The sequence below is a fragment of the Neisseria sp. HMSC070A01 genome (genome assembly GCF_001810165.1).
GTDB lineage: Bacteria > Pseudomonadota > Gammaproteobacteria > Burkholderiales > Neisseriaceae > Neisseria.
The window spans coordinates 326,989-350,664 of record NZ_KV800119.1 but is presented as its reverse complement, the minus strand read 5'-3'; the positions used below and the strand labels follow the sequence as shown (position 1 = coordinate 350,664).

Here is a 23,676-nt window from a genome sequence, read left to right as displayed (position 1 = left end):
CGAGCCCCGTCCGCCGCGCCATTATTTAAAAAGCACTGATTATATCAGTGCTTTTTTGTTTGTCTTATTAAAGGTTAAAGGCAAAATTAAGCCGCGAAAATAGAAACCGGTAAATAACCACAGTGTATAGAAATTGAAATACTGTTTAATCTTAATTTTCTTATGTTTTAAAAAAGGCCGTCTGAAACTTTTAACGTTTCAGACGGCCTTTAGTCTATTGAAACAATGGATTAAATATCCAATTCTGCCGTATCGCCTTCTTTTTCCATCCATGCGCGGCGGGCGGCGGCTTCGCCTTTGCCCATCAGTTTGACGAAGATGTCGCGTGTTTCATCATCTGCGCCTTCGGGGATTTGTACCTGCAACAGGCGGCGGGTGTCGGGGTGCATGGTGGTGTCTTTGAGCTGGTCGGGGTTCATCTCGCCCAAGCCTTTGAAACGGCTGATGGAATAGGCGGTTTCTTTAACGCCTTCTTTTTGCAGTCGCTCCAAAATGCTGTCGAGTTCGTTTTGGTCGAGGGCGTAGAATTTGCGGGCGGGTTTGCTCTTACCTTGTGCGTTGACATCGACGCGGAACAGCGGCGGCTGGGCGACGTAGATGTGTCCGTCGGCAATCAGTTTCGGGAAGTGGCGGTAGAACAGGGTCAACAGCAAAACTTGAATATGCGAGCCGTCCACGTCGGCATCGGACAGGATGGCGATTTTACCGTAACGCAGGCCGCTTAAATCGGGATTGTCGTTGATGCCGTGCGGATCGACGCCGATGGCGACGGAAATGTCGTGGATTTCGGCGTTGCCGAAAAGTTGGTCGGGGTGGACTTCGAAGCTGTTGAGCACTTTGCCGCGCAGGGGCAGGATGGCTTGGGTGGCTTTGTCGCGGGCGAGTTTGGCGGAGCCGCCGGCGGAATCGCCTTCGACGAGGAAGAGTTCGTTTTCGCGAATGTCTTCGCTTTCGCAGTCGGTCAGTTTGCCGGGCAGGACGGCGACGCCGCTGCCTTTTTTCTTTTCAATCTTTTTAACCGAACGCATCCGCGCTTGTGCCTGACGGATGGCGAGTTCGGCGATTTTTTTGCCGAAGTCCACGTTTTGGTTCAGCCACAATTCCAAAGGGTCGCCCGATACGGCGGCAACAAGTTTCAACGCGTCGCGGTTGGTCAGTTTGTCTTTGGTCTGACCTTGGAACTGCGGGTCGAGGACGCGGGCGGAGAGGACGAAGGCAGTTTTGCTGAACACATCGTCGCTTTGCACTTTTACGCCGCGCGGCAAGAGGTTGTGCAGGTTGATGAAGTTGTTGACCGCGTTGAACACGGCTTGTTTCAAGCCTGCTTCGTGCGTGCCGCCCAACGGGGTGGGGATGAGGTTGACGTAGCTTTCGTTGGCACACGAACCTTCTTCCAGCCAAGTCAGGGCAAATGCTGCACCTTCGCCGATGCTGAAATCGCCGTTGTGGCCGTCTGAAATGTAGTTTTCACAGGAAAAGATAGGCACGGCTTCCTGCGCGTCGGCAATGAGGTCGGTCAGATAGCTTTTCAAGCCGTCTGGATAGTGCCAAGTTTGGGTATGCGCTTCGTCTTCGCCTTTGACCGGACGGGTTAGGGAAACGCGCACACCGGGCAGCAACACGGCTTTGGCGCGCAATAATCGCTCGAGTTCGGGAATGCTGTAATTCGGGCTTTCAAAATATTTGCCGTCCGGCCATACGCGCACTTCGGTGCCGCTGTCTTTGACGGCGCATTTGCCCACTTCAGTCAAAGGCTCGATGACGTCGCCACCGGAAAAGACGATGCGGTGGATTTTGCCTTCGCGTTTGACCGTTACCTCAAGGCGGGTGGAGAGGGCGTTGGTCACGGATACACCGACGCCGTGCAGGCCGCCCGAAAAGGCATACGCGCTGCCGCCGTCTTTTTTATTGAACTTGCCGCCTGCGTGCAGACGGGTGAACACGAGTTCGACTACGGGTACGCCTTCTTCAGGGTGCAGACCGATGGGAATACCGCGGCCGTTGTCGCGCACGGAAAGCGAACCGTCTTCATGAATTTGCACGTCAATTTCAGTCGCGAAACCGCCTAACGCCTCGTCCGCCGCGTTATCAATCACTTCCTGACAGATATGGGTCGGGCTGTCGGTACGGGTGTACATGCCGGGACGTTCTTTGACCGGCTCCAAGCCTTTGAGGACGGTAATGCTGGATTCGCTGTATTGATTGTTTTTAGCCATAGGAATAATGTAAAGGCCGTCTGAAAGGAAGAAAAACAACGCTTTCAGACGGCCTGAAAGCGTTGGGGTTATAGGTTTTCTATTGGATTGCGACGGATAAATTCTTCATAGCTTTCTATGCCGCGCAAGAAACGGGAAAGTTCGGTCAATGCGCCCAAATACACGCCGCGCTTGAAGTCGATGACTTCGTCAACCGGCGCCCAGTATTGATGCCAACGCCAGCCGTCGAATTCAGGATGATGGCAGGCGCGGAGGTTGACGTCGCTGTCGCGGCCGACCAAACGCAAAAGATACCAAATCTGTTTTTGTCCGCGATACGAACCGCGCCATTCGCGGCGCACCCAGTGGCTGGGCACGTCATAGCGCAGCCAGTCGCGCGTGCGGCCGATAATTTTGACATGTTGCGGCAGCAGGCCGACTTCTTCGTACAACTCGCGGTACATGGCGGTCTCAGGGCTTTCGCCCGGCTTGATGCCGCCTTGCGGAAACTGCCAAGAATGTTCGCGTACGCGTTTGCCCCAAAAGACTTCGTTACGTTCGTTAATCAGGATAATACCGACATTGGGGCGATAGCCTTCTCTGTCTAACACGGGGTCGCCCTTCATTAAATTCAATCGTGCAATTTTCCCACAAATTGGGCAGTTTTGACAAATCTTGAGGCCGTCTGAATAAGCACACAGTTTTTTCCAGACGGCATGAAACCGTTTCTGAAAAAAATGTTGTTTATGAATAAAACCATAGCTTCAGGCCGTCTGAAAAGGGAGAATTTTTTCTGCTTTAAGGTCTTGCATTCAAAAGCTTTTTGCCGTTTAATGCGAACCTTGCTGAATCAAGGGCAAAGGACACATGCCGGCCGCCCCCACAGTTTCCCTTTTGTAAGTGGCATCTGCCACCGCTGCAATATTTTTACCCCCCGAACAAAAGGTCTGAAACCATGAAAAAATCTTTGATGGCGGCGGCAATCGTGAGCCTCGTCTTGACTGCGTGCAGCGGCGGACAAGGAACCGCCGCAGAATCTTCCGCATCTCAAACTTCCTCTTCCCAAACCGATAAACTCAATATCTACAACTGGTCGGATTATGTCGATCCGGCCACGCTGTCTGCGTTTGAAAACAAAACGCATATCAACGTCCGCTACGATTACTACGACAGCAACGAAGCGCTGGAAGCCAAGCTGCTGACCGGCAAGTCGGGTTATGACCTGGTTGCGCCGTCTATTGCCAATGTCGGCCGCCAGATTAAAGCCGGCGCATATCAAAAAATCGACAAATCGCAAATTCCCGATTATGCCAATATCGATCCCGATTTGTTGAAAATGATGGAAACCGTCGATCCGGGCAACGAATATGCCGTCCCTTATTTCTGGGGCATCAATACGCTGGCGATTAACAAGCAGCAGGTTCAAAAGGCTTTGGGTACGGACAAGCTGCCTGAAAACGAATGGGATTTGGTGTTCAACCCTGAATACACCCGAAAACTGAAATCCTGCGGCATCAGCTATTTCGACAGCGCCATCGAGCAGATTCCTTTGGCTTTGCATTATTTGGGCAAAGATCCGAACAGCGAAAACCCTGAGGACATCAAAGCCGCCGTCAATATGATGAAAAAAGTGCGTCCCGACATCAAACGCTTTACCTCGTCGGGCTATATCGACGATATGGCGGCCGGCAACCTTTGCGTATCGGTAGGCTATGGCGGTGACCTCAATATTGCCAAAACCCGTGCCAAAGAAGCCGGAAACGGCGTAGAAATCGAAGTATTGACACCGAAAAACGGCGTCGGTATTTGGGTGGATTCGCTGATGATTCCGCGTGATGCGCAAAACGTGGCCAATGCACACAAATACATCAATCACACGCTCAATCCGGAAACGGCGGCCAAAAACGGCAACTATGTGACTTATGCCCCGGCCAGCCGTCCGGCGCGGGATTTGATGGATGAAAAATACACCTCTGACGAATCGATTTTCCCAAGTAAGAAATTGATGGAAAAAAGTTTCATCGTCTCTCCCAAGTCAACCGATGCAAGCAGGCTCAGCGTTCGCCTGTGGCAGGCTTTGAAAGCAGGGCGATAATGAACATTGAAATTTGAATACTCAGGCCGTCTGAAACAGTTTTTCAGACGGCCTGAGTGTTATAATTGTCAACACTTTTCAAATATCCTATCAGGAGAAACAGAGTTATGAACAATTCAGTCATCACCGTCATCGGCAAAGACCGTGTGGGCATTGTGTACGACGTTTCCAAAATTTTAGCGGAAAACCAAATCAATATTCTCAACATCAGCCAACAGCTGATGGACGATTTTTTTACCATGATTATTTTGGTGGATACTTCAAAATGCACCAAATCGCGTCAAGAAGTTTTGGATTTGTTTGCGGAAGAAAGCAAAAAACTCGCGCTTGATATCCGCATGCAAAACGAAGAAATTTTCCAAGCCATGCACCGTATTTAAGTCGGAGGGAGAGCCATGAGTATTCAATCCGGCGAGATTTTAGAAACCGTCAAAATGGTGGCCGACCAGAATTTTGATGTCCGCACCATTACCATCGGCATTGATTTGCACGACTGCATCAGCAGCGATATCAATGTGTTGAACCAAAACATTTACAACAAAATTACCACTGTCGGCAAAGACTTGGTGGCGACGGCAAAATATCTGTCTGCCAAATACGGCGTACCGATTGTGAATCAGCGCATTTCCGTTACGCCGATTGCCCAAATCGCCGCGGCCACTCATGCTGATTCTTATGTCAGCGTGGCGCAAACCTTGGATAAGGCTGCCAAAGCGATAGGCGTGTCCTTTATCGGCGGCTTTTCCGCGCTGGTGCAAAAAGGCATGTCGCCTTCGGACGAGGTGCTGATCCGTTCCATTCCCGAAGCGATGAAGACTACCGATATCGTGTGCAGCTCCATCAATATCGGCAGTACGCGTGCGGGTATCAATATGGATGCGGTCAAGCTGGCAGGCGAGACCATCAAACGCACGGCCGAAATCACGCCCGAAGGTTTCGGCTGCGCCAAAATTGTCGTGTTCTGCAATGCAGTGGAAGACAACCCGTTTATGGCGGGTGCGTTTCACGGTTCGGGCGAAGCGGATGCTATTATCAATGTCGGCGTATCCGGCCCGGGTGTCGTAAAAGCTGCGTTGGAAAATTCAGATGCAACGACATTGACCGAAGTTGCGGAAGTAGTGAAGAAAACTGCTTTCAAAATTACCCGTGTGGGCGAACTCATCGGCCGCGAAGCCTCAAAAATGTTGAATATCCCGTTTGGTATTCTCGACTTATCATTGGCACCAACCCCTGCCGTCGGCGACTCGGTGGCGCGCATTCTTGAGGAAATGGGTTTGAGCGTCTGCGGTACGCACGGCACAACAGCGGCTTTGGCCTTGCTGAATGATGCCGTGAAAAAAGGCGGCATGATGGCTTCCAGCGCGGTCGGCGGTTTGAGCGGCGCATTTATCCCTGTTTCCGAAGACGAAGGCATGATTGCCGCTGCCGAAGCCGGAGTGTTGACGTTGGACAAACTCGAAGCGATGACCGCCGTTTGCTCCGTTGGTTTGGATATGATTGCCGTTCCCGGCGATACGCCTACTCATACCATTTCCGGCATCATCGCCGACGAAGCCGCTATCGGCATGATCAACAGCAAAACCACTGCCGTGCGCATTATTCCGGTTACCGGTAAAACCGTCGGCGACAGTGTCGAGTTCGGCGGCCTGCTGGGCTACGCGCCTGTAATGCCGGTTAAAGAAGGTTCGTGCGAAGTGTTCGTCAACCGAGGCGGCAGAATCCCTGCGCCGGTTCAATCGATGAAGAATTGATTGGATTGATAAATAAAAGGCCGTCTGAAATTGATTTTCAGACGGCCTTTTATGTTTGCAGGCTGATTATTTGAACATATTTTTAATAATGCCCATTACGCTGCGGGAAATGGCGTTGGTGACTTGGCGGTTGATTTGACTGCCGATGGCGTCGGCAACGTTGTAGCCCAACCCTTGGCCGGATTTTTTACGTCCGCCGCTCAAGCCGCCGAGCAGTCCGCCGAGGATGCCTGGATCGGCATTTGCGGCTTCTTTTTCTGCGGCTTTTTGTGCTTTTTCCTGCTCTTTGGCAGCATTTGCGGCTTCTTTTTCAGCGGCTGCTTGGCTGTCTGCTTCGGCTAAGGCTTCAAAGGCGGAATAGTTGTCCACCATGTCTTTGTAGGTCGGATACAAATCGTCGTTTTGGAACAAACGGTTGCGCTCTTCTGCGGCAAGCGGGGTCAAGGAAGATTGCGGCGGCAGGACGAGGGCGCGCTCTACCGGTTCGGGCATACCTTTTTCATCAAGGAAGGAAACGAGGGCTTCGCCGACGCCCAGTTCGGCAATCGCTTCGGCAACTTTGATGTTTGGGTTGCTGCGGAAGGTTTCGGCAGCGGCCTTAACCGCTTTTTGGTCACGCGGCGTGAAGGCGCGCAGGGCGTGTTGTACGCGGTTGCCGAGCTGTCCTAGGATGGTGTCGGGCAAATCGAGCGGGTTTTGGGTGACGAAATATACGCCCACGCCTTTGGAGCGGATCAGGCGCACGACTTGTTCGATTTGTTCGACCAGTGCATTGGCGGCGTTGTCGAACATCAAATGCGCTTCGTCGAAGAACATCACAAATTTCGGTTTGTCCAAATCGCCGACTTCGGGCAGGGTTTCAAACAACTCCGCCAACATCCACAGCAAAAACGCGCTGTACATACGCGGTGAGCGCATCAGTTTTTCGGAGTTGAGGATGTTGATGATGCCTTTACCGTTGTCGGTTTGCATCCAGTCTTGCAGGTTGAGGGAAGGTTCGCCGAAGAATTTTTCTGCACCTTCGTTTTCCAAAGTCAGCAGTTGGCGTTGAATCGCGCCGATACTGGCGGCGGAGACGTTGCCGTATTGCGTGCGGTATTCCGAAGCGTGGTCGGAAACGTGTTTCAGCATGCTGCGCAGGTCTTTCAAGTCCAGAATGTGCCAGCCTCTGTCGTCAGCGACTTTGAACACGAGGTTCAACAGACCTTCCTGCGTGTCGTTCAGATTCATCAGGCGGGCCAAAAGCATAGGGCCCATTTCTGAAACAGTTACGCGTACGGGAATACCGGTTTCGCCGTAAACATCCCAAAAACGCACGGGGAAATTTTGCAGCCAATGTTCGCCTAAATCAAACTCGGCAATGCGTTCGCCCACCTTGCCGCTGGCGGCACCCGCTTGCGCGATGCCCGACAAATCGCCTTTGACATCGACTAAGAATACGGGGACGCCTTCGCTGCTAAAGGCTTCCGCCATGCGGCGCAGGGTCACGGTTTTACCCGTACCGGTCGCACCGGCGATCAAGCCGTGGCGGTTGGCCATTTTGCCTTGGATTTCGAGCGTTTTCCCGTCGGCACGCGCAATTTGAAATGTAGTCATGATTATTCCTTAGAATCCGTGATGTGAAACAATTTGTTGTCTTAAAAAACAAGCATTTTAACGTTTGCGGCGAGGGGATTCAACCAAGCAAAGTTTCAGACGGCCTTAAGTTTTGCAAAGGTTTTTTTTGCAGTGATTGGATAGGGTTGAAATCTGCTATAATTCCATCCAACACGCAACCGTCTGACAAGGCGGTTGTTTTCTTTGTTTTTTGAATATTTGTTACGAAAGCGAAAATCGGAATGACTGCACAACAAGCCCCTTTGGGCGAAAAAACCATGGCCGTGCTGATGGCGATGTTGGTCGCGCTGATGCCGTTTTCTGTCGATGCCTATCTGCCTGCGATTCCCGAAATGGCGAAGTCGCTGGGTTCGGACATCCACCGCATCGAGCAAAGCTTGAGCTTTTTTATGTTTGGCGTGGCGTTTGGCCAGGTAGTTGGTGGGTCGATTTCGGATATTAAAGGCCGCAAACCGGTCGCCTTGGTGGGCTTGAGCATTTACTTTGCCGCCGTTGTCGGTTTGACGATGGTGAATAATGTCGAGCAGCTGCTGAACTTGCGTGCCGTGCAGGCGTTTGGTGCGGGGATGACCGTGGTGATTTCCGGCGCGATGGTGCGCGATTATTATTCCGGACGCAAAGCCGCACAGATGTTTGCCTTAATCGGCATTATTTTGATGATTGTGCCGCTGATGGCGCCGATGATTGGTGCGGGCTTGCAGAATTTGGGCGGCTGGCGCATGATTTTCGGTTTTCTGGCCTGCTATTCGCTGCTGCTTTGGGGATTGATGTGGTATTTCCTGCCCAAGCCGCACCAAAAAGGCAAAATCAGCATGGACGTGTTCGGCGTGGTGGCCGGCAGGTTTAAACGCGTTTTGAGGACGCGTGCCGCGATGGGCTATCTGTTTTTCCAAGCTTTCAGTTTCGGTTCGATGTTTGCCTTTTTGACCGAATCGTCGTTCGTGTACCAACAACTGTATCATGCTTCGCCAAACCAATATGCTTGGATATTTGCGCTCAATATCATTACCATGATGTCGTTTAACCGCGTTACCGCATGGCGTTTGAAAACCGGTACGCATCCGCAAAACATCCTCAAATGGGGCATTATCGTCCAATTCGTCGCCAATCTACTGATGGCGGTTTTGGTGTTGTTGCTGTCTTTACCGCCTTTGTGGGCTTTGGTGTTGTGCGTGATGTTTTCAGTCGGTACGCAAGGCTTGGTCGGTGCGAACACTCAAGCCTGCTTTATGGGCTATTTTAGCGAAGAGGGCGGCAGCGCAAATGCGGTTTTAGGCGTGTTCCAATCCCTTATCGGCGCATCGGTCGGTATGGCAACGACTTGGCTACATAATGGTTCTGCCTTGGTAATGGCCGGTATGATGTTGAGTTCGACCGTGTGCGGTATCGTACTGTTGTGGGTTTGCTCGCATCAGGCTTGGATGGAAAACGATAAAAAAGAATATGTTTAACCTTCAGGCCGTCTGAAAAACGGTTTCAGACGGCCTCGACTTTATATTGAAGAAATTAACCATGAGTACCAGCAAACAACGCCCCATCGGCGTATTTGATTCCGGCGTCGGCGGCTTGACCAATGTCCGCGCCTTGATGGAACGCCTGCCGATGGAAAACATCATCTATTTCGGCGATACCGCACGCGTTCCCTACGGCACCAAATCCCGCGCCACCATCGAAACCTTCGCCATGCAGATTGTCGATTTCCTGCTGGAAAACGATGTTAAAGCACTCGTCATCGCGTGCAACACCATCGCCGCCGTTGCCGGACAAAAAATCCGCCAAAAAGCAGGCAATATGCCCGTATTGGACGTCATCTCCGCCGGTGCGGAAGCCGCTTTGCAAACCACCAAAAACAACCGAATCGGCATTATCGCGACCAATACCACCGTCAACAGCAACGCCTACGCACGCGCCATCCATTCGCAAAACAACGACACACTGGTGCGCACGCAAGCCGCGCCCCTGCTTGTGCCATTGGTGGAAGAGGGCTGGCTTGATCACGAAGTTACCCGCCTGACCGTGCGCGAATATCTCAAGCCGCTTTTGGCTGACGACATCGACACGCTGGTGTTGGGTTGTACCCACTTCCCACTGCTCAAACCGCTTATCGGCCGCGAAGCGCAAAACGTTACCTTGGTCGATTCCGCCATTACTACCGCCGAAGCCACCGCCAAAGCCTTGGCGCAAGCAGGTTTGCTGAATACAGAAAACGACAATCCGGATTACCGCTTCTACGTCAGCGACATCCCACTGCGCTTCCGCACCATCGGCGAACGCTTTTTGGGCAGAAGTATGGAGCAGATCGAAATGGTTACATTGGGTTGATGGGTAATATTAAAGGCCGTCTGAAATTTCAGACGGCCTTTGCTTTTTTATAGCCAACTCAAACTTAAGCCACGAAATCCAAACCTATGTCCAACGAGCGGCTGCTGTGGGTCAGATAGCCGAGGGCGATGCCGTTCACGCCGGTTTGCGCCACGCGCTTCAGGCGGTCGAAGCCGATGCCGCCCGATGCTTCGCAATAGACGGTGTGGGGGTGGGCGGTTTGCGTGTGGCAGCGGTTTGCGGCTTCTTTCAAGGTTTCGTCGTCCATGTTATCCAGCAAAATCCGTTCCGCGCCCGCCGCGATGGCTTTGTCCAGTTGTGCCAATGTGTCCACTTCGATTTCCACGCAGGTCAACGGTCCGACTGCCTGTTTTGCCTGCTGCACGGCTTGGGCGATACTGCCGCAATAGGCGAGGTGGTTGTCTTTGATGAGCACGGCGTCGTCCAAGCCCATGCGGTGGTTTACGCCGCCGCCCGCCCTAACGGCGTATTTTTGCAGGACGCGCAGCAGGGGGATGGTTTTGCGGCTGCACACGATGTCTGTACCGTATTCGGCGACTTCGGCGACGGCACGCGCGGTGGCGGTGGCGATGCCGCTCAAGTGCGTAAGGTAGTTGAGCGCGGTGCGTTCGGCGGCGAGCAGGGTGCGGGCGTTGCCTTCGACGGCGGCCAGCGTCTGACCTGCGCGGACGGCTTGTCCGTCTTGGATTTCGGCTTGGAAGCGGACGGACGGATCTATCGTCTGAAAGGCGAGGCGCGCCAAGTCTATGCCGGCGATGACACCGTCTTCGCGGCTGACGAGGAAGAGTTTGGCGGTTTTGTCGGGTGCGATGACGGCGGCGGACGTAATGTCGCCGCGCCTGCCCAAATCTTCGCTCAAGGCTTGTTCGATCATAGGGCGCAACAGGGTGTCGGGCAGGGGGAAGAGGGTGTTTTCAGACGGCATGGGGTTTCCTTTGTTGAAAAATATTGGTGTTGCACCGATGGGGTAAAACTTCATTTTATAGTGGATTAAATTTAAACCAGTACGGCGTTGCCTCGCCTTAGCTCAAAGAGAACGATTCTCTAAGGTGCTGAAGCACCAAGTGAATCGGTTCCGTACTATCTGTACTGTCTGCGGCTTCGTCGTCTTGTCCTGATTTTTGTTAATCCACTATAGGCCGTCTGAAAACGGGCTAACGGCTGCCCAGCGGCAGTCCGATGTCCGAAATCAACCTGTCGGGCAGGACGTCGTCGCGGAAGCGGTAAAGCTGCGCGGGACGGCCTTTGCTGCCCGATACGCCGGTATCCGACGGCTCGATGAGGTTTTGCTGCTGAATCTGGCGGCGGAAGTTTTGCTTGTGCAGCAATCTGCCGCTGATGGCTTCGACGCTGTTTTGTAGTTGCAGCAGCGTGAATTCGGGCGGCATCAGTTCGAAAATCACGGGGCGGTATTTGATTTTGGCGCGCAGGCGGGACAGGGCGGTTGCCAACACGCGGCGGTAGTCGTGGCACATGGGCTGCCCCGTGAGCGCGAAGTCGAAGTTTGCCTGCGGCTCGGCGGCTTCCGCTATCAGGCCGCTTTCATACAGCATTTCATAGCGTTGCAAAACGTATTCTTCCGACCAGTTTTCCGGCTCGACCCCCCAACACAAATGAATGCGCTTGAGCCGCTTTTGGCGCACTTCCTCCGTGTCCGCCGAGTTTGCCCAAATGCGCAGGCGGCTGACGATGGCGTCGCGCTGCCCGCCGTCGGTGCGCAAATCTTCCCACGGGAAATAGCCGTAGCAGTCCTGCCATTTCGCATCCGGGTGCAGGATGCTGTCGGCGGCCTCGCGCACCAGCCCCAGATAGCTGACGTACAAGACAGGCAGGCCTTGCTCGTTTTGACGGCGCGTATCGACAAAGGTGTAAAGCTGTTCTACATAACCCATGGGCTGAGATGTCTGCTTGGCGACCCACATCCTGACCCCTGCCTGCAGAGAGTGGCGAAGCGGTGCAAGCAGGCCGTTGGGCAGCAGCGCTCCTTGGGCGACGGTCAAAACCCTCAAGCTGCTGTTTGTAATGGCGATCAGTACAGGAACCAGCTCGACGATACTTTGCGTATTGGCTGCTGTTTCAGGATAGGCATCCATGCGTGGCTTTCATTCAAGAGAAAACCTTATTGTAAACCAAAGCGGTTTTCAGACGACCTTGCATATTATACTCAAGTTGAGCATAATATAAAAACTATTTGAAACATAGACGGCAAACCTTTATGCCGTCTGAAAAACAGCCACAAGGAAACATCATGCAAACCGCCGCCCGCCGCTCGTTCGATTACGATATGCCCCTTATCCAGACGCCGACTTCTGCCTGCCAAATCCGTCAGGCGTGGGCTAAGGTTGCCGACACGCCCGACCGCGAGACGGCAGGCCGTCTGAAAGATGAAATCAAGGCTTTGTTGAAGGAGAAAAACGCGGTCTTGGTGGCGCATTATTACGTTGATCCGCTGATTCAGGATTTGGCTTTGGAAACGGGCGGATGCGTGGGCGATTCGCTGGAGATGGCGCGTTTCGGTGCGGAACACGAAGCCGATACATTGGTGGTGGCGGGTGTGCGCTTCATGGGCGAGAGCGCGAAAATCCTCTGCCCTGAAAAAACAGTGCTGATGCCTGATTTGGAAGCAGAATGTTCTTTGGATTTGGGTTGCCCGGAAGAGGCGTTTTCAGCGTTTTGCGACCAACACCCCGACCGCACGGTGGTGGTGTACGCCAACACTTCCGCCGCCGTGAAAGCGCGTGCCGACTGGGTGGTCACGTCTTCGGTGGCGTTGGAAATCGTGTCGTATTTGAAATCGCGCGGCGAGAAGTTGATTTGGGGACCCGACCGCCACCTCGGCGACTACATCCGCCGCGAAACGGGCGCGGATATGCTGCTGTGGCAGGGTTCGTGCATCGTCCATAACGAATTCAAAGGGCAGGAATTGGCGGCGTTGAAGGCGGAACACCCCGACGCGGTGGTGCTGGTTCATCCCGAATCGCCGCAAAGCGTCATCGAACTGGGCGACGTGGTCGGCTCGACCAGCAAACTACTCAAAGCCGCCGTATCGCGCCCTGAAAAAAAATTCATCGTGGCAACTGACTTGGGCATCCTGCACGAAATGCAAAAGCAGGCGCCCGACAAAGAATTTATCGCAGCCCCGACGGCGGGCAACGGCGGAAGCTGCAAAAGCTGCGCGTTCTGCCCGTGGATGGCAATGAATTCGCTGGGCGGCATCAAACACGCCCTGACAAGCGGGCACAACGAAATCCTGTTGGACAGAAAGCTGGGCGAAGCCGCCAAACTGCCTTTGCAACGTATGCTCGACTTCGCGGCAGGACTGAAGAAAAAAGATGTGTTCAACGGCATGGGGCCCGCCTGATTTGCCGTCCATATTGCCGTTTCAGACGACCTCTCAAACAAGGACAACACCATGCAAACCGATTGCGACGTATTGATTGCCGGAAACGGGCTGGCGGCACTGACACTCGCCCTGTCGCTGCCTGAATCGTTCCGCATCGTCATTTTGTGCAAGAACCGGCTGGACGACACCGCCAGCCGTCATGCGCAAGGCGGGATTGCGGCGGCGTGGTCGGGAGAGGACGACATCGAAAAACACGTTGCCGACACCTTGGAAGCGGGCGCGGGTTTGTGCGACGAAGCCGCCGTCCGCACCATCCTGTCGCAGGGCAAACCGGCAATCGAATGGCTGCTGGCACAGGGCGTGGCGTTCGACCGAAATTATGACGGCCTGCACCTGACGCGCGAAGGCGGGCATACCTGCCGCCGAATCGCCCACGTCGCCGACTACACGGGCGAAGCCGTCATGCAGAGCCTGATTGCCCAAATACGCCGCCGCCCGAACATCCGCGTTTGCGAGCGGCAGATGGCGTTGGACGTCCAAACCGAATCAGGCGCAGCGTGCGGACTGACCGTCCTCGACTGCCGAACGCAAGAAACCTACCGCATCCACGCCTGCCATACCGTACTCGCAGGCGGCGGCCTCGGACAAATTTACGCCGCCACCACCACGCCACCTGAATGTACGGGCGACGCCATCGCCATGGCGATACGCGCAGGCTGCGCAGTCGAAAACCTCGAATTTATCCAATTCCACCCCACAGGTTTAGCAAGGCCGTCTGAAAACGGACGTACCTTCCTGATTTCCGAAGCCGTGCGCGGCGAAGGCGGCATCCTGACCAACCAAGCAGGCGAACGGTTTATGCCGCATTACGACCGCCGCGCCGAACTCGCGCCGCGCGACATCGTTGCCCGCTCTATCGCCGCCGAAATCGCCAAGCAAACGCAAGACTTCGTCTCGCTCGATATCAGCCATCAACCCGCAGAGTTCGTCCGTCAGCATTTCCCGTCCATCCATCGGCACTGCCTGTTCCAATGCGGCTTGGACATCACGCACCAAGCCATCCCCGTCCGCCCAGTGCAACACTACACCTGCGGCGGCATCCAAACCGACCCCGGCGGCAGAACCTCCCTGCCGCAGCTCTACGCCTTAGGTGAAACCGCCTGCACAGGGCTGCACGGAGCCAACCGCCTCGCCAGCAACTCCCTGCTCGAATGCGTCGTGACCGCCAGGCTTGCCGCCCAAACCATCGCGGACGGACAAGCGTTCCAAACCGAACCATTCCAAAGGCCGTCTGAAAGCCCCTCCGCCGAAACAGACATCTTTTCAGACGGCCTCCAAAACGTATTCAGCCGCCCCACCCTGCAAGCGTTCAACCAACGCCATCTCGGCATCCTCCGCAACGATACTGACCTACGCCGCGCCATCGCCCAACTGCAGCTTTGGAAGCAAAACCAAACCGAACCGCACACCGCGTCCGAATACGAAAACCGCAACCTACTCGAATGCAGCCTCGCCGTCGCCCAAGCCGCATACGCTAGACGGCAAAACATCGGCGCGCATTTTAATAGTGATTGTTAAGGTTGGCTGGCCAGTAAAAATCGTTCAAATAAATTTGAATAGCATGGTTGAAAAGTTGGTATTCAGTCTTTATGGTTGCGTAAGTTGGGTTATCACTCTGTTTTAAAAGCAGAAAGGCCGTCTGGAATGTTTTTCAGACGGCCTTTTACTTCCTTAATATTTTATCTACCCGACTGTTCCCACACGGTTTGCAGGTAGGTGTAGGTCAGCTCTGAGGTGCCGGACACCAGCGCGATGTCGCTGCCCAAGTCTTCAGCTTTGCCCACGCCGATGGGCAAGGAGCCGGCGGCTTTGATGGCGGCGACGCCGGCTGCTGCGTCTTCGATGCCGATGCAGCGGCGGATGTCCGCGCCCACGCCCTCGGCGGCGGCGAGGAAGATGTCGGGGGCGGGTTTGGAATGCGCGACGGCGGCAGGGTCGGCAATGGCGTCGAAGAAGTGGGTCAGCCCCATGCGTTCGAGCAGGAACGGACCGTTTTTACTGGCGGACGCGAGGGCGATTTTTTTGCCGTTTGCCCTCAATGCTTCCAGCAGCGGCAAAATGCCAGGGTACACGTCTTCGGGTTTGACTGCCTGAATCATCTCGACGTAGTTGTCGTTTTTGCGGCGGGTCAGTTCGGCGAACTCGGCTTCGCTGACGGTTTTTCCGCCGTGCGCGAGGATGCGTTTGAGCGAATCGTCGCGCGACACACCTTTGAGTTGCTCGTTAAACTTGCGGTCGATGCTGATGCCCAGTTCTTCGGCAAGCTTTTTCCATGCGCGGTAGTGGTATTCGGCGGTATCGGTGATGACGCCGTCGAGGTCAAAGAGGACTGCGGTAAAAGTCATTTTTCGCCCTCCTTATTTTTCCAACGCGACGGTGTGGCTGCTGTTGAGTGTGATGTCTTTGCCGTACACCTGCAAATCGAGCGGCTCGCCTTTGAGCAGGGTGAAGACGACGTTTTCTTTGCCGACGGCAACTTTAATCAGACGGCCGCGGTAGTTGATGTGGAAGGCGTAGCCTGTCCATGCGCTCGGCAGGAACGGTGCGAAGCTGAGTTTGCCGCCCCAGGTTTTCATTTGGGCGAAACCTTGGACGATGGCGAGCCACGAGCCGGTCATGGAGGTGATGTGCAGGCCGTCTTCGGTGTCGTTGTTGTAGTTGTCCAAGTCCAGGCGGGCGGTGCGCTGGTACATTTCCACGGCTTTTTCTTCTTTGCCCAGTTCGGCGGCGAGAATGGCGTGGATACACGGCGACAACGAGCTTTCGTGCACGGTCATCGGTTCGTAGAAGTCGAAGTTGCGGCGTTTTTCGTCCATGTTGAAACGGTCGCCGAAGAAGTAGATGCCTTGCAAGACGTCCGCCTGTTTGATGAAGGGCGAACGCAGGATTTTGTCCCACGACCATTTCTGGTTGAGTGGCAAATCGTCGGGCGAAAGCGCGGACACGGGGCGGATGTCTTTGTCGAGGAAGCCGTCGTGCTGCACGAATACGCCGAGTTCTTTGTCATGCGGACGGTACATATTTGCGCTGATGTCCGCCCATTTTTCCAACTCGGCGGCACTCACGTTCAAATCGGGGCGCGGATATTTCGCCAGAGCTTCGCGGGTGTAGTCCAATACCCATGCGGCGAGGGTGTTGGTGTACCAGTTGTTGTTGATGTTGTTTTCGTATTCGTTCGGGCCGGTTACGCCGTGAATCATGTATTTGCCGTTGCGTTTGGAAAAGTGGACGCGGTCCGCCCAGAAGCGGGACACTTCGACCAAAACTTCCAAGCCTTCTTTGGCAAGATAGCTTTCGTCGCCGGTGTAGTTGGTGTAGTTGTAGATGGCGTAAGGAATCGCGCCGTTGCGGTGGATTTCCTCGAAGGTGATTTCCCATTCATTGTGGCACTCGATGCCCGTAAACGTCACCATCGGATAGAGTGCGCCCGCCAAACCCTGTTCGCGCGCGTTGTGTTGCGCCTGCGGCAGTTGGTTGCGGCGGTATTGCAGCAGGTTGCGGGTAACTTCGGGTTCCGCCAGTGCGAGGTAGAGCGGCACGGCATAGGCTTCGGTATCCCAATAGGTCGCGCCGCCGTATTTTTCGCCGGTAAATCCTTTGGGGCCGATGTTCAGGCGTGCATCTTCGCCGTAGTAGGTGGAGAACAGTTGGAACAGGTTAAAGCGGATGCCCTGCTGCGCTTCGTCGCTGCCTTCGATGACCACGTCGGCGATTTCCCAACGGTGCAGCCAGCCTGCTTTGTGCGCCTCCAGCAAGGTTTCAAACGCAACGCCTGCGACTTTTTCCGACAAGGCGCGACCTGCGGCTTTCACCGCTTCCAAGCCTTGATAATCGCGGCTGGTGGTAACAATCACGCGTTTTTCAAAGGTTTCGGGCGTGCCGCCGACTTCGGCTTCAAAAGAATTGGAGACTTGCCAGTCGGTTTGGCTGCCGCCGAGGGCTTTGAAGCTGCCGGCAAAAGTTTGCTCGGCGTTGACGATGAATTGTTCCACGCCGAAAGGATTGGCGACGGTTTGGGTGGCAATGTAGGAGCGGTCGTCTGAAACGCCTTTGTCCAATACCTGCCAGAATTTTTCTTCGTAGTTGGAGTCTTCGTTTTTCACGTCGGCGTCGATGATGGAATCGATGCGGACTTGGTGGGTTTTGCCGTCAATAGATACGGCTTCCCAGCGGATGAGAGCCAGCTCTTTTTGCGCGACGGACAGGAATTTGCACACATCGAAACGCACGCCGAATACGGTGAATGAGCGGCGCAACACGCCGTGCTGCATATCGAGTTCGACGGAGAAGTCGGCAACGTCGTTTTTCGCTAAGTCCACTTCTTGACCATCGACAAAGATTTTGACTTTGCTGAAATTGAGCGCATTGATGGCTTTGCCGAAATATTTAGGATAGCCGTTTTTCCACCAGCCGACGCGGGTTTTGTCGGGGAACCACACGCCGGCGATGTAGGTACCCAAGTGGCTGTCGGCGGAATAGGTTTCTTCAAAGTTGCCGCGCATGCCCATATAGCCGTTGCCCAAGCTGGTCAGGCTCTCTTGCAGCCGTTTGTGCTCTTTTTCCAGTTTTGTCGAACGCAGTGTCCAAGGGCTGACTTCCATGATTCTCGTGTACATTTATGAAGCTCCTGTTATTAAAATTGTCAGATCGGCAAAGGTTTCAGACGGCCTTTGCCGATGGTGTTGAAACGGATTATTCGCCGTGGGTCTCTTTAATCAGGCATACTGAGAAAGCCCCCATCAGCAAGACTGCGCCGGCAACCAAGAACATGGTTGCCTGATGGCTGCCCAGCATAGGGAAGAGGACGAAACTCAGCAGCGAAGCGACGATTTGAGGCATACAGATAGAGCCGTTGAACAGGCCCAAATAAGTACCCATGTGTTTGCCTGAGAGGGCATTGGTCACAATCGTCAGAGGATAGGTAATGATACCGGCCCACGCAATACCGATTAAGGTGTAAGACAACACCAGCGCGTATTGATTGCTGATGAAGAAAACGGAGAAGAAACCGAGCGCACCCAAAGCCAAGCAACCGAAATAACCGGCTTTATGGTATTTATTCGGTACTTTTGCCAGAATAAACGAGCAGATAACGGCGGCAATGGATTGTACCGCCGCCAAAACGCCGTACCAGTTGCCTGCTTCTTGGTAGCCTACGGAAGAGGCATCAGTTGTCTGCCAAACGTTTTCCGCAATCGCGCCTGCCGAGTAAGTCCACATATATTGGAAGGCAAACCAGCAGAAGAATTGTACCAAAGTAACCGTCCAAAACGCTTTAGGCGCGGTTTTCAAAAGTTCGAACCAGTTGGCTTTTTCCTGATTCGCGGCGACATCGATGCCGTGATAGCGGGCGTAGGTTTCCGGATCGTATTCTTTGACTTTGAAGATGGTGAACGCACTGGTAATAATCAGTAACGCCGCGCCCACATAGAATGCTACGACCACGGTCTGCGGCACAACGCCTTTTTCGGCCGTGTTCGCCAAACCGATATACGCGAACACAAACGGCAGAATCGCCGCCACAACCGCGCCCGTATTCGCTAAGAAACTTTGAATCCCGTAGGCGTAGCTTTTCTGCTCCTCGTTGACCATGTCGCCGACCATCATCTTAAACGGTTGCATCGCCATATTCGACGACACGTCCAACAGCGCAATCATCAGCGCGCCAAACGACAAAGCCGCCAAAGAAGCGTAGCCAAAACCGAAGCTGCCCGAGTTCGGCATCAGAATCATCACGATAACCGCAATCAGCGTGCCGTAAAGCAGATAGGGCAGGCGGCGGCCACCCAGGCGCGGCATCCAAGTGCGGTCTGAGTAGTAGCCCACTATCGGTTGAACCAGCATACCGGCCAGCGGCGGCAGGATGAAAAACCAGCCTAAATTGTGCGGGTCAGCGCCTAGCGTTTGAAAAATTCGGCTCATTTGCGAGCTTTGCAGGGTAAAGGCCGTCTGAACGCCGAGATAGCCGAAGCTCAGCATCCAAATCGTACTTTTTGCCAGTGAGGGCAAACCTTGTTTTGTTGTTTTTTGCGTATGTTCAGACATGAGGCAAATCCTTATTTTAAAAGTATTTGTATTGGGAAATCTGAAATTGTTTTTAGCGCGGTGTTTCTTTGTCGTTATTATTTGTTTATGTACTTTCAAGGATATAGGCGCATTTTATGGAGCGTATTGAATATTGGCAATGTTTGTTCAAAGATAAACTGGCTTAAATCAAATTTTTTACGGTTTCGTGTTGAAAATTTTGGAGAATGAAAGCATTGGTTCGGCTTTGCTGCATATTGTGATGCCGATTTCTATTTTCAGACGGCATTTGAACAAGCAGGTATTTGAGCAATCGGTTAAAATGGGCCGTCTGAAATTTGTTTGACCGAATCGAGAAAAAACCATGTCCCAACAATACGTCTATTCTATGCTGCGCGTGAGCAAGGTTGTGCCGCCGCAGAAAACCATCATTAAAGATATTTCCCTTTCCTTCTTCCCCGGCGCGAAAATCGGCCTGCTCGGTTTGAACGGCGCGGGTAAGTCCACCGTGCTGCGGATTATGGCGGGTGTGGATAAGGAATTCGAGGGTGAAGCCGTGCCGATGGGCGGCATCAAAATCGGCTACCTGCCTCAAGAACCGGAGCTTGATCCTGAGAAAACCGTGCGCGAGGAAGTGGAAAGCGGTTTGGGCGAAGTGGCTGCGGCGCAGAAACGTTTGGAAGAAGTGTATGCCGAGTACGCCAATCCCGATGCGGATTTTGACGCGCTGGCGGAAGAGCAGGGCCGCTTGGAAGCGATTATTGCGGCAGGTTCGTCCACGGGCGGCGGTGCGGAACATGAATTGGAAATCGCCGCCGATGCGCTGCGTCTGCCGGAATGGGATGCCAAAATCGGCAATCTGTCCGGTGGTGAAAAACGTCGCGTCGCTTTGTGCAAACTCTTGTTGAGCAAGCCTGACATGCTGCTGCTGGACGAGCCGACCAACCACTTGGATGCGGAATCGGTCGAATGGCTGGAGCAATTCTTGGTGCGCTTCCCCGGTACAGTCGTTGCGGTAACGCACGACCGCTACTTCCTCGATAATGCTGCCGAATGGATTTTGGAACTTGACCGCGGCCACGGTATTCCTTGGAAAGGCAATTATTCGTCTTGGCTGGAACAGAAAGAAAAACGCTTGGAAAACGAGGCGAAATCCGAAGCCGCGCGCGTGAAAGCGATGAAGCAGGAATTGGAATGGGTACGCCAGAATGCCAAAGGCCGCCAAGCCAAGTCCAAAGCGCGTTTGGCGCGTTTTGAAGAAATGAGCAACTACGAATACCAAAAACGCAATGAAACTCAGGAAATCTTCATTCCCGTCGCCGAGCGTTTGGGCAATGAAGTAATTGAATTTGTGAACGTTTCCAAGTCGTTTGGCGATAAAGTGCTGATTGACGATTTGAGCTTCAAAGTACCTGCGGGCGCGATTGTCGGCATCATCGGCCCGAACGGCGCGGGTAAATCGACGCTGTTCAAAATGATTTCGGGCAAAGAGCAGCCCGATTCCGGCGAAGTGAAAATCGGCCAAACCGTGAAAATGAGCCTGATTGACCAAAGCCGCGAAGGTTTGCAAAACGACAAAACCGTGTTCGACAACATCGCCGAAGGCCGCGACATTTTGCAGGTCGGGCAGTTTGAAATTCCCGCCCGCCAATATTTGGGACGTTTCAACTTCAAAGGCAGCGACCAAAGCAAAATCGCAGGGCAGCTCTCCGGCGGCGAACGCGGACGTTTGCACTTGGCAAAAACCTTGTTGAGCGGCGGCAATGTGTTGCTGCTGGACGAACCATCCAACGACCTCGACGTGGAAACCTTGCGCGCGTTGGAAGACGCATTGCTGGAATTTGCCGGCAGCGTAATGGTGATTTCGCACGACCGCTGGTTCCTCGACCGCATCGCCACGCATATCGTGGCTTGCGAAGGCGATTCAAAATGGGTGTTCTTCGACGGCAACTATCAGGAATACGAAGCCGATAAAAAACGCCGTTTGGGCGAAGAGGGCGCGAAACCGAAACGTATCCGTTACAAACCGGTAACACGTTAATTAGATTTGAACCAAAAGGCCGTCTGAAACTTTTAATGTTTCAGACGGCCTTTTATTTTTGATGTTTATGATTGTTTTCTTAATTGAGGATGGTTTTCCAAAGTATCAATGTTGATTTCAATCATGCGGGGGGCGGTTTGCGCCAAATCGAATCCTTGCTCGGAAGAGAGCCAACGCCAAATCAAGCCGTCTAGTGAAGACTTGATGAAGATGACCGCCATGTCGATGTCTAAGTTATCCGCCAGGGCTTTTTGTTGTACCGCATCGGTCAGTACCGCAACGATTTTTTCACGCCATATGGATTGGTGTTTTTTAGCGATGGCGATGACTGCCTCGTTTTGCTCGGTGTGTTCGCATTTTAAAAACAAAATGCTGTGGAATTTATAGTGAAGCTCGTTGTGTTGCAGTCGCTCAAAAAAACGGGTCAGGGTCAGTCGGAAGCTTGGCCAGGCCTGTTCGTTATTGTTGTTCGAGTCTTCTTTCATGCAGCTTTCGATGTCGTCGCAAATCCGTTGGAACAAGGCGTCAAACAAATCTTCTTTGTTTTTGAAATGCCAATACAGCGCGCCGCGCGTTACGCCTGCGGCTTGGGCGATTTCGTTGAGCGAGGTGCGGGCAATGCCTTTCTGATAAAACGTATCCAATGCGGCAAGCATGAGATATTCTTTGGTTTTTAAGGCTTCGGTTTTGGTTCTTCTCATAGTTGTTTTGTAGGAAATGTAAATTTATGGTTCGGATTATAAAAAATTACTTCTGAACATGCAAGAATGTATGTATAATTCAATTCAATACTTGATAGTGTTTCTCAACACTATATAATCAATAATCAGCCTGTTTTTTTATAAAAGCAGGCAATTTCTGCTTGTGAAATATGAGATTAAAGTAATCAATTTTTAATTAGTCAAACCCTTATTTATCATAGAGATAGGAAAATTATGGCTCTTTATGCTTCTAAAATGATGCGTGTCGCGGCAATTGCAGCAGCTACTGCGTTGGCGCTTTCCGCTTGCGGCAAAGGCGATGAAAAAGCAGCCGGTCAACAGGCGCAAGGCAGTCAGCAACAGCAAAAACAACCTGCGCCTGAAGTCCGTGTGGTTACTGTGCATCCGGAAACCGTTGCATTGACAACCGAGTTGCCGGGCCGTCTGGAATCGTTGCGTACTGCCGAAGTCCGCGCCCAAGTCGGCGGTATTTTGCAAAAACGCCTGTTCCAAGAGGGCAGCTATGTTAAAGCCGGTCAGCCTTTATATCAAATCGACAGCTCATCTTATGAAGCAAACTTAGAAAGCGCACGCGCCCAGTTGGCAAGTGCGCAAGCGACTTTGGCCAAAGCGAACGCCGACCTGGCCCGCTACAAACCGCTGGTTGCCGCCGATGCCATCAGCCAACAAGAATATGATGCGGCCGTAACGGCCAAGCGTTCAGCAGAGGCAGGCGTCAAATCCGCTCAAGCAGCCATCAAATCTGCCGGTATCAGCCTGAACCGCTCCCGCATTACTGCGCCGATTTCCGGCTTTATCGGTCAATCTAAAGTTTCTGAAGGTACGCTGCTGAATTCCGGCGATACCACTGTTTTGGCCACCATCCAACAAACCAATCCGATGTATGTCAACGTTACCCAATCTGCGAGTGAGGTCATGAAACTGCGTCAACAGGTTGCCGAAGGCAAATTGTTGGCGGCAAACGGCGCGATTGCAGTGGATATCAAATTTGACGACGGTACGGTTTACCCTGAAAAAGGCCGTCTGCTGTTTGCAGATCCGACTGTCAACGAAACGACCGGTCAAATTACCTTGCGCGCCGCCATTCCTAACGACAGAAATATCTTGATGCCGGGCTTGTATGTGCGCGTGTTGATGGAGCAAGTGGCAGTAGATAATGCATTTGTAGTGCCGCAACAAGCAGTTACCCGCGGTTCGCAAGATACGGTGATGGTGGTGAATGACAAGAGCGAAATGGAAGCGCGTGTCGTGACCATTGCCCAACAGCAAGGTAGCAATTGGGTGATTACAGACGGCCTGAAAGACGGCGACAAAGTGATTGTTGAAGGCATCAGCATTGCCGCTATGTCGGGTGCTAAACAGGTAACGCCGAAAGAATGGACGCCGCCCGCAAACGCTGCGGCAGCAACACCGGCAGTTTCAGACGGCCAGGCTGCATCCGAGGCCAAGCCTGAAGCTAAAGCTGCTTCTGAAGCCAAATAAGGA

The 23,676-nt window shown here is 53.2% G+C and carries 18 protein-coding genes; 9 read left to right on the top strand and 9 right to left on the bottom strand.

The window, feature by feature from the left end; all coding sequences use genetic code 11:
- Positions 1-230: 230 nt before the first annotated feature.
- Both parE and HMPREF2711_RS02850 read right to left on the bottom strand, forming a co-directional pair.
- The gene (gene parE / locus HMPREF2711_RS02855; protein ID WP_003747496.1) at positions 231-2,216 is read right to left on the bottom strand and encodes a DNA topoisomerase IV subunit B; all 1,986 of its coding nucleotides are present in this window, start codon (positions 2,214-2,216) and stop codon (positions 231-233) included.
- A gap of 68 nt (positions 2,217-2,284) precedes the next feature.
- The gene (locus HMPREF2711_RS02850) at positions 2,285-2,821 is read right to left on the bottom strand and encodes an RNA pyrophosphohydrolase (protein WP_003747493.1); all 537 of its coding nucleotides are present in this window, start codon (positions 2,819-2,821) and stop codon (positions 2,285-2,287) included.
- A 329-nt stretch (positions 2,822-3,150) separates the two neighbouring features.
- On the opposite strand from HMPREF2711_RS02850, the gene HMPREF2711_RS02845 reads away from it, so the two are divergent.
- The 3 genes from HMPREF2711_RS02845 (at position 3,151) to HMPREF2711_RS02835 (ending at position 6,041) form a co-directional block, all read left to right on the top strand.
- Entirely contained in the window at positions 3,151-4,290 is a 1,140-nt protein-coding gene (locus tag HMPREF2711_RS02845; RefSeq protein WP_003747491.1) for a polyamine ABC transporter substrate-binding protein, read from the top strand.
- Positions 4,291-4,397: 107 nt separating this feature from the next.
- Positions 4,398-4,670: an ACT domain-containing protein gene (locus tag HMPREF2711_RS02840; protein WP_003680574.1), complete on the top strand. Its 273-nt coding sequence runs from the start codon at positions 4,398-4,400 to the stop codon at positions 4,668-4,670.
- Between the two features lie 15 nt (positions 4,671-4,685).
- Positions 4,686-6,041 carry a PFL family protein gene (locus HMPREF2711_RS02835; protein ID WP_003747489.1) on the top strand — a complete coding sequence of 452 codons (1,356 nt, stop codon included), beginning with the start codon at positions 4,686-4,688 and terminating at the stop codon, positions 6,039-6,041.
- Positions 6,042-6,107: 66 nt separating this feature from the next.
- Here HMPREF2711_RS02835 and HMPREF2711_RS02830 read toward each other — a convergent pair whose 3' ends face one another.
- Positions 6,108-7,637: a helicase HerA-like domain-containing protein gene (locus HMPREF2711_RS02830; protein ID WP_003747487.1), complete on the bottom strand. Its 1,530-nt coding sequence runs from the start codon at positions 7,635-7,637 to the stop codon at positions 6,108-6,110.
- Positions 7,638-7,879: 242 nt separating this feature from the next.
- Between HMPREF2711_RS02830 and HMPREF2711_RS02825 the strand changes: the two genes are divergently transcribed.
- Positions 7,880-9,109, top strand: a complete 1,230-nt coding sequence (locus HMPREF2711_RS02825; protein WP_003747485.1) for a multidrug effflux MFS transporter — start codon at positions 7,880-7,882, stop codon at positions 9,107-9,109.
- Between the two features lie 61 nt (positions 9,110-9,170).
- On the top strand, positions 9,171-9,980 hold the full coding sequence (gene murI / locus HMPREF2711_RS02820) for a glutamate racemase (RefSeq protein ID WP_003747483.1): 810 nt from the start codon (positions 9,171-9,173) through the stop codon (positions 9,978-9,980).
- Positions 9,981-10,044: 64 nt separating this feature from the next.
- Here the strand turns inward: murI and nadC are convergent, their stop codons facing one another.
- Together nadC and HMPREF2711_RS02810 are read right to left on the bottom strand one after the other, a co-directional pair.
- On the bottom strand, positions 10,045-10,926 hold the full coding sequence (gene nadC, locus HMPREF2711_RS02815; protein ID WP_070615427.1) for a carboxylating nicotinate-nucleotide diphosphorylase: 882 nt from the start codon (positions 10,924-10,926) through the stop codon (positions 10,045-10,047).
- A 229-nt stretch (positions 10,927-11,155) separates the two neighbouring features.
- Complete coding sequence (locus tag HMPREF2711_RS02810) at positions 11,156-12,094, bottom strand: NUDIX hydrolase (RefSeq protein ID WP_003747477.1); 939 nt, start codon at positions 12,092-12,094, stop codon at positions 11,156-11,158.
- A 155-nt stretch (positions 12,095-12,249) separates the two neighbouring features.
- Between HMPREF2711_RS02810 and nadA the strand changes: the two genes are divergently transcribed.
- Complete coding sequence (gene nadA, locus HMPREF2711_RS02805; RefSeq protein WP_003747473.1) at positions 12,250-13,362, top strand: quinolinate synthase NadA; 1,113 nt, start codon at positions 12,250-12,252, stop codon at positions 13,360-13,362.
- A 51-nt stretch (positions 13,363-13,413) separates the two neighbouring features.
- Complete coding sequence (gene nadB, locus HMPREF2711_RS02800; protein ID WP_070615425.1) at positions 13,414-14,922, top strand: L-aspartate oxidase; 1,509 nt, start codon at positions 13,414-13,416, stop codon at positions 14,920-14,922.
- A 161-nt stretch (positions 14,923-15,083) separates the two neighbouring features.
- Here nadB and pgmB read toward each other — a convergent pair whose 3' ends face one another.
- The 3 genes from pgmB to HMPREF2711_RS02785 form a co-directional block, all read right to left on the bottom strand.
- Complete coding sequence (gene pgmB / locus HMPREF2711_RS02795; protein WP_070615421.1) at positions 15,084-15,749, bottom strand: beta-phosphoglucomutase; 666 nt, start codon at positions 15,747-15,749, stop codon at positions 15,084-15,086.
- 12 nt (positions 15,750-15,761) lie between these two features.
- The gene (locus HMPREF2711_RS02790; RefSeq protein ID WP_070615418.1) at positions 15,762-18,020 is read right to left on the bottom strand and encodes a glycoside hydrolase family 65 protein; all 2,259 of its coding nucleotides are present in this window, start codon (positions 18,018-18,020) and stop codon (positions 15,762-15,764) included.
- 76 nt (positions 18,021-18,096) lie between these two features.
- Positions 18,097-19,449, bottom strand: a complete 1,353-nt coding sequence (locus HMPREF2711_RS02785; protein ID WP_036493892.1) for an SLC45 family MFS transporter — start codon at positions 19,447-19,449, stop codon at positions 18,097-18,099.
- Positions 19,450-19,792: 343 nt separating this feature from the next.
- Here HMPREF2711_RS02785 and ettA point away from each other — a divergent pair, with 343 nt between their 5' ends.
- Entirely contained in the window at positions 19,793-21,469 is a 1,677-nt protein-coding gene (gene ettA, locus HMPREF2711_RS02780; RefSeq protein WP_070615416.1) for an energy-dependent translational throttle protein EttA, read from the top strand.
- Between the two features lie 65 nt (positions 21,470-21,534).
- On the opposite strand, the gene HMPREF2711_RS02775 is transcribed toward ettA, so the two are convergent.
- On the bottom strand, positions 21,535-22,170 hold the full coding sequence (locus tag HMPREF2711_RS02775; protein WP_070615413.1) for a multidrug efflux system transcriptional repressor MtrR: 636 nt from the start codon (positions 22,168-22,170) through the stop codon (positions 21,535-21,537).
- Between the two features lie 234 nt (positions 22,171-22,404).
- Here HMPREF2711_RS02775 and HMPREF2711_RS02770 point away from each other — a divergent pair, with 234 nt between their 5' ends.
- Complete coding sequence (locus HMPREF2711_RS02770) at positions 22,405-23,673, top strand: efflux RND transporter periplasmic adaptor subunit (RefSeq protein WP_070615410.1); 1,269 nt, start codon at positions 22,405-22,407, stop codon at positions 23,671-23,673.
- The last annotated feature ends 3 nt before the right edge of the window (positions 23,674-23,676 follow it).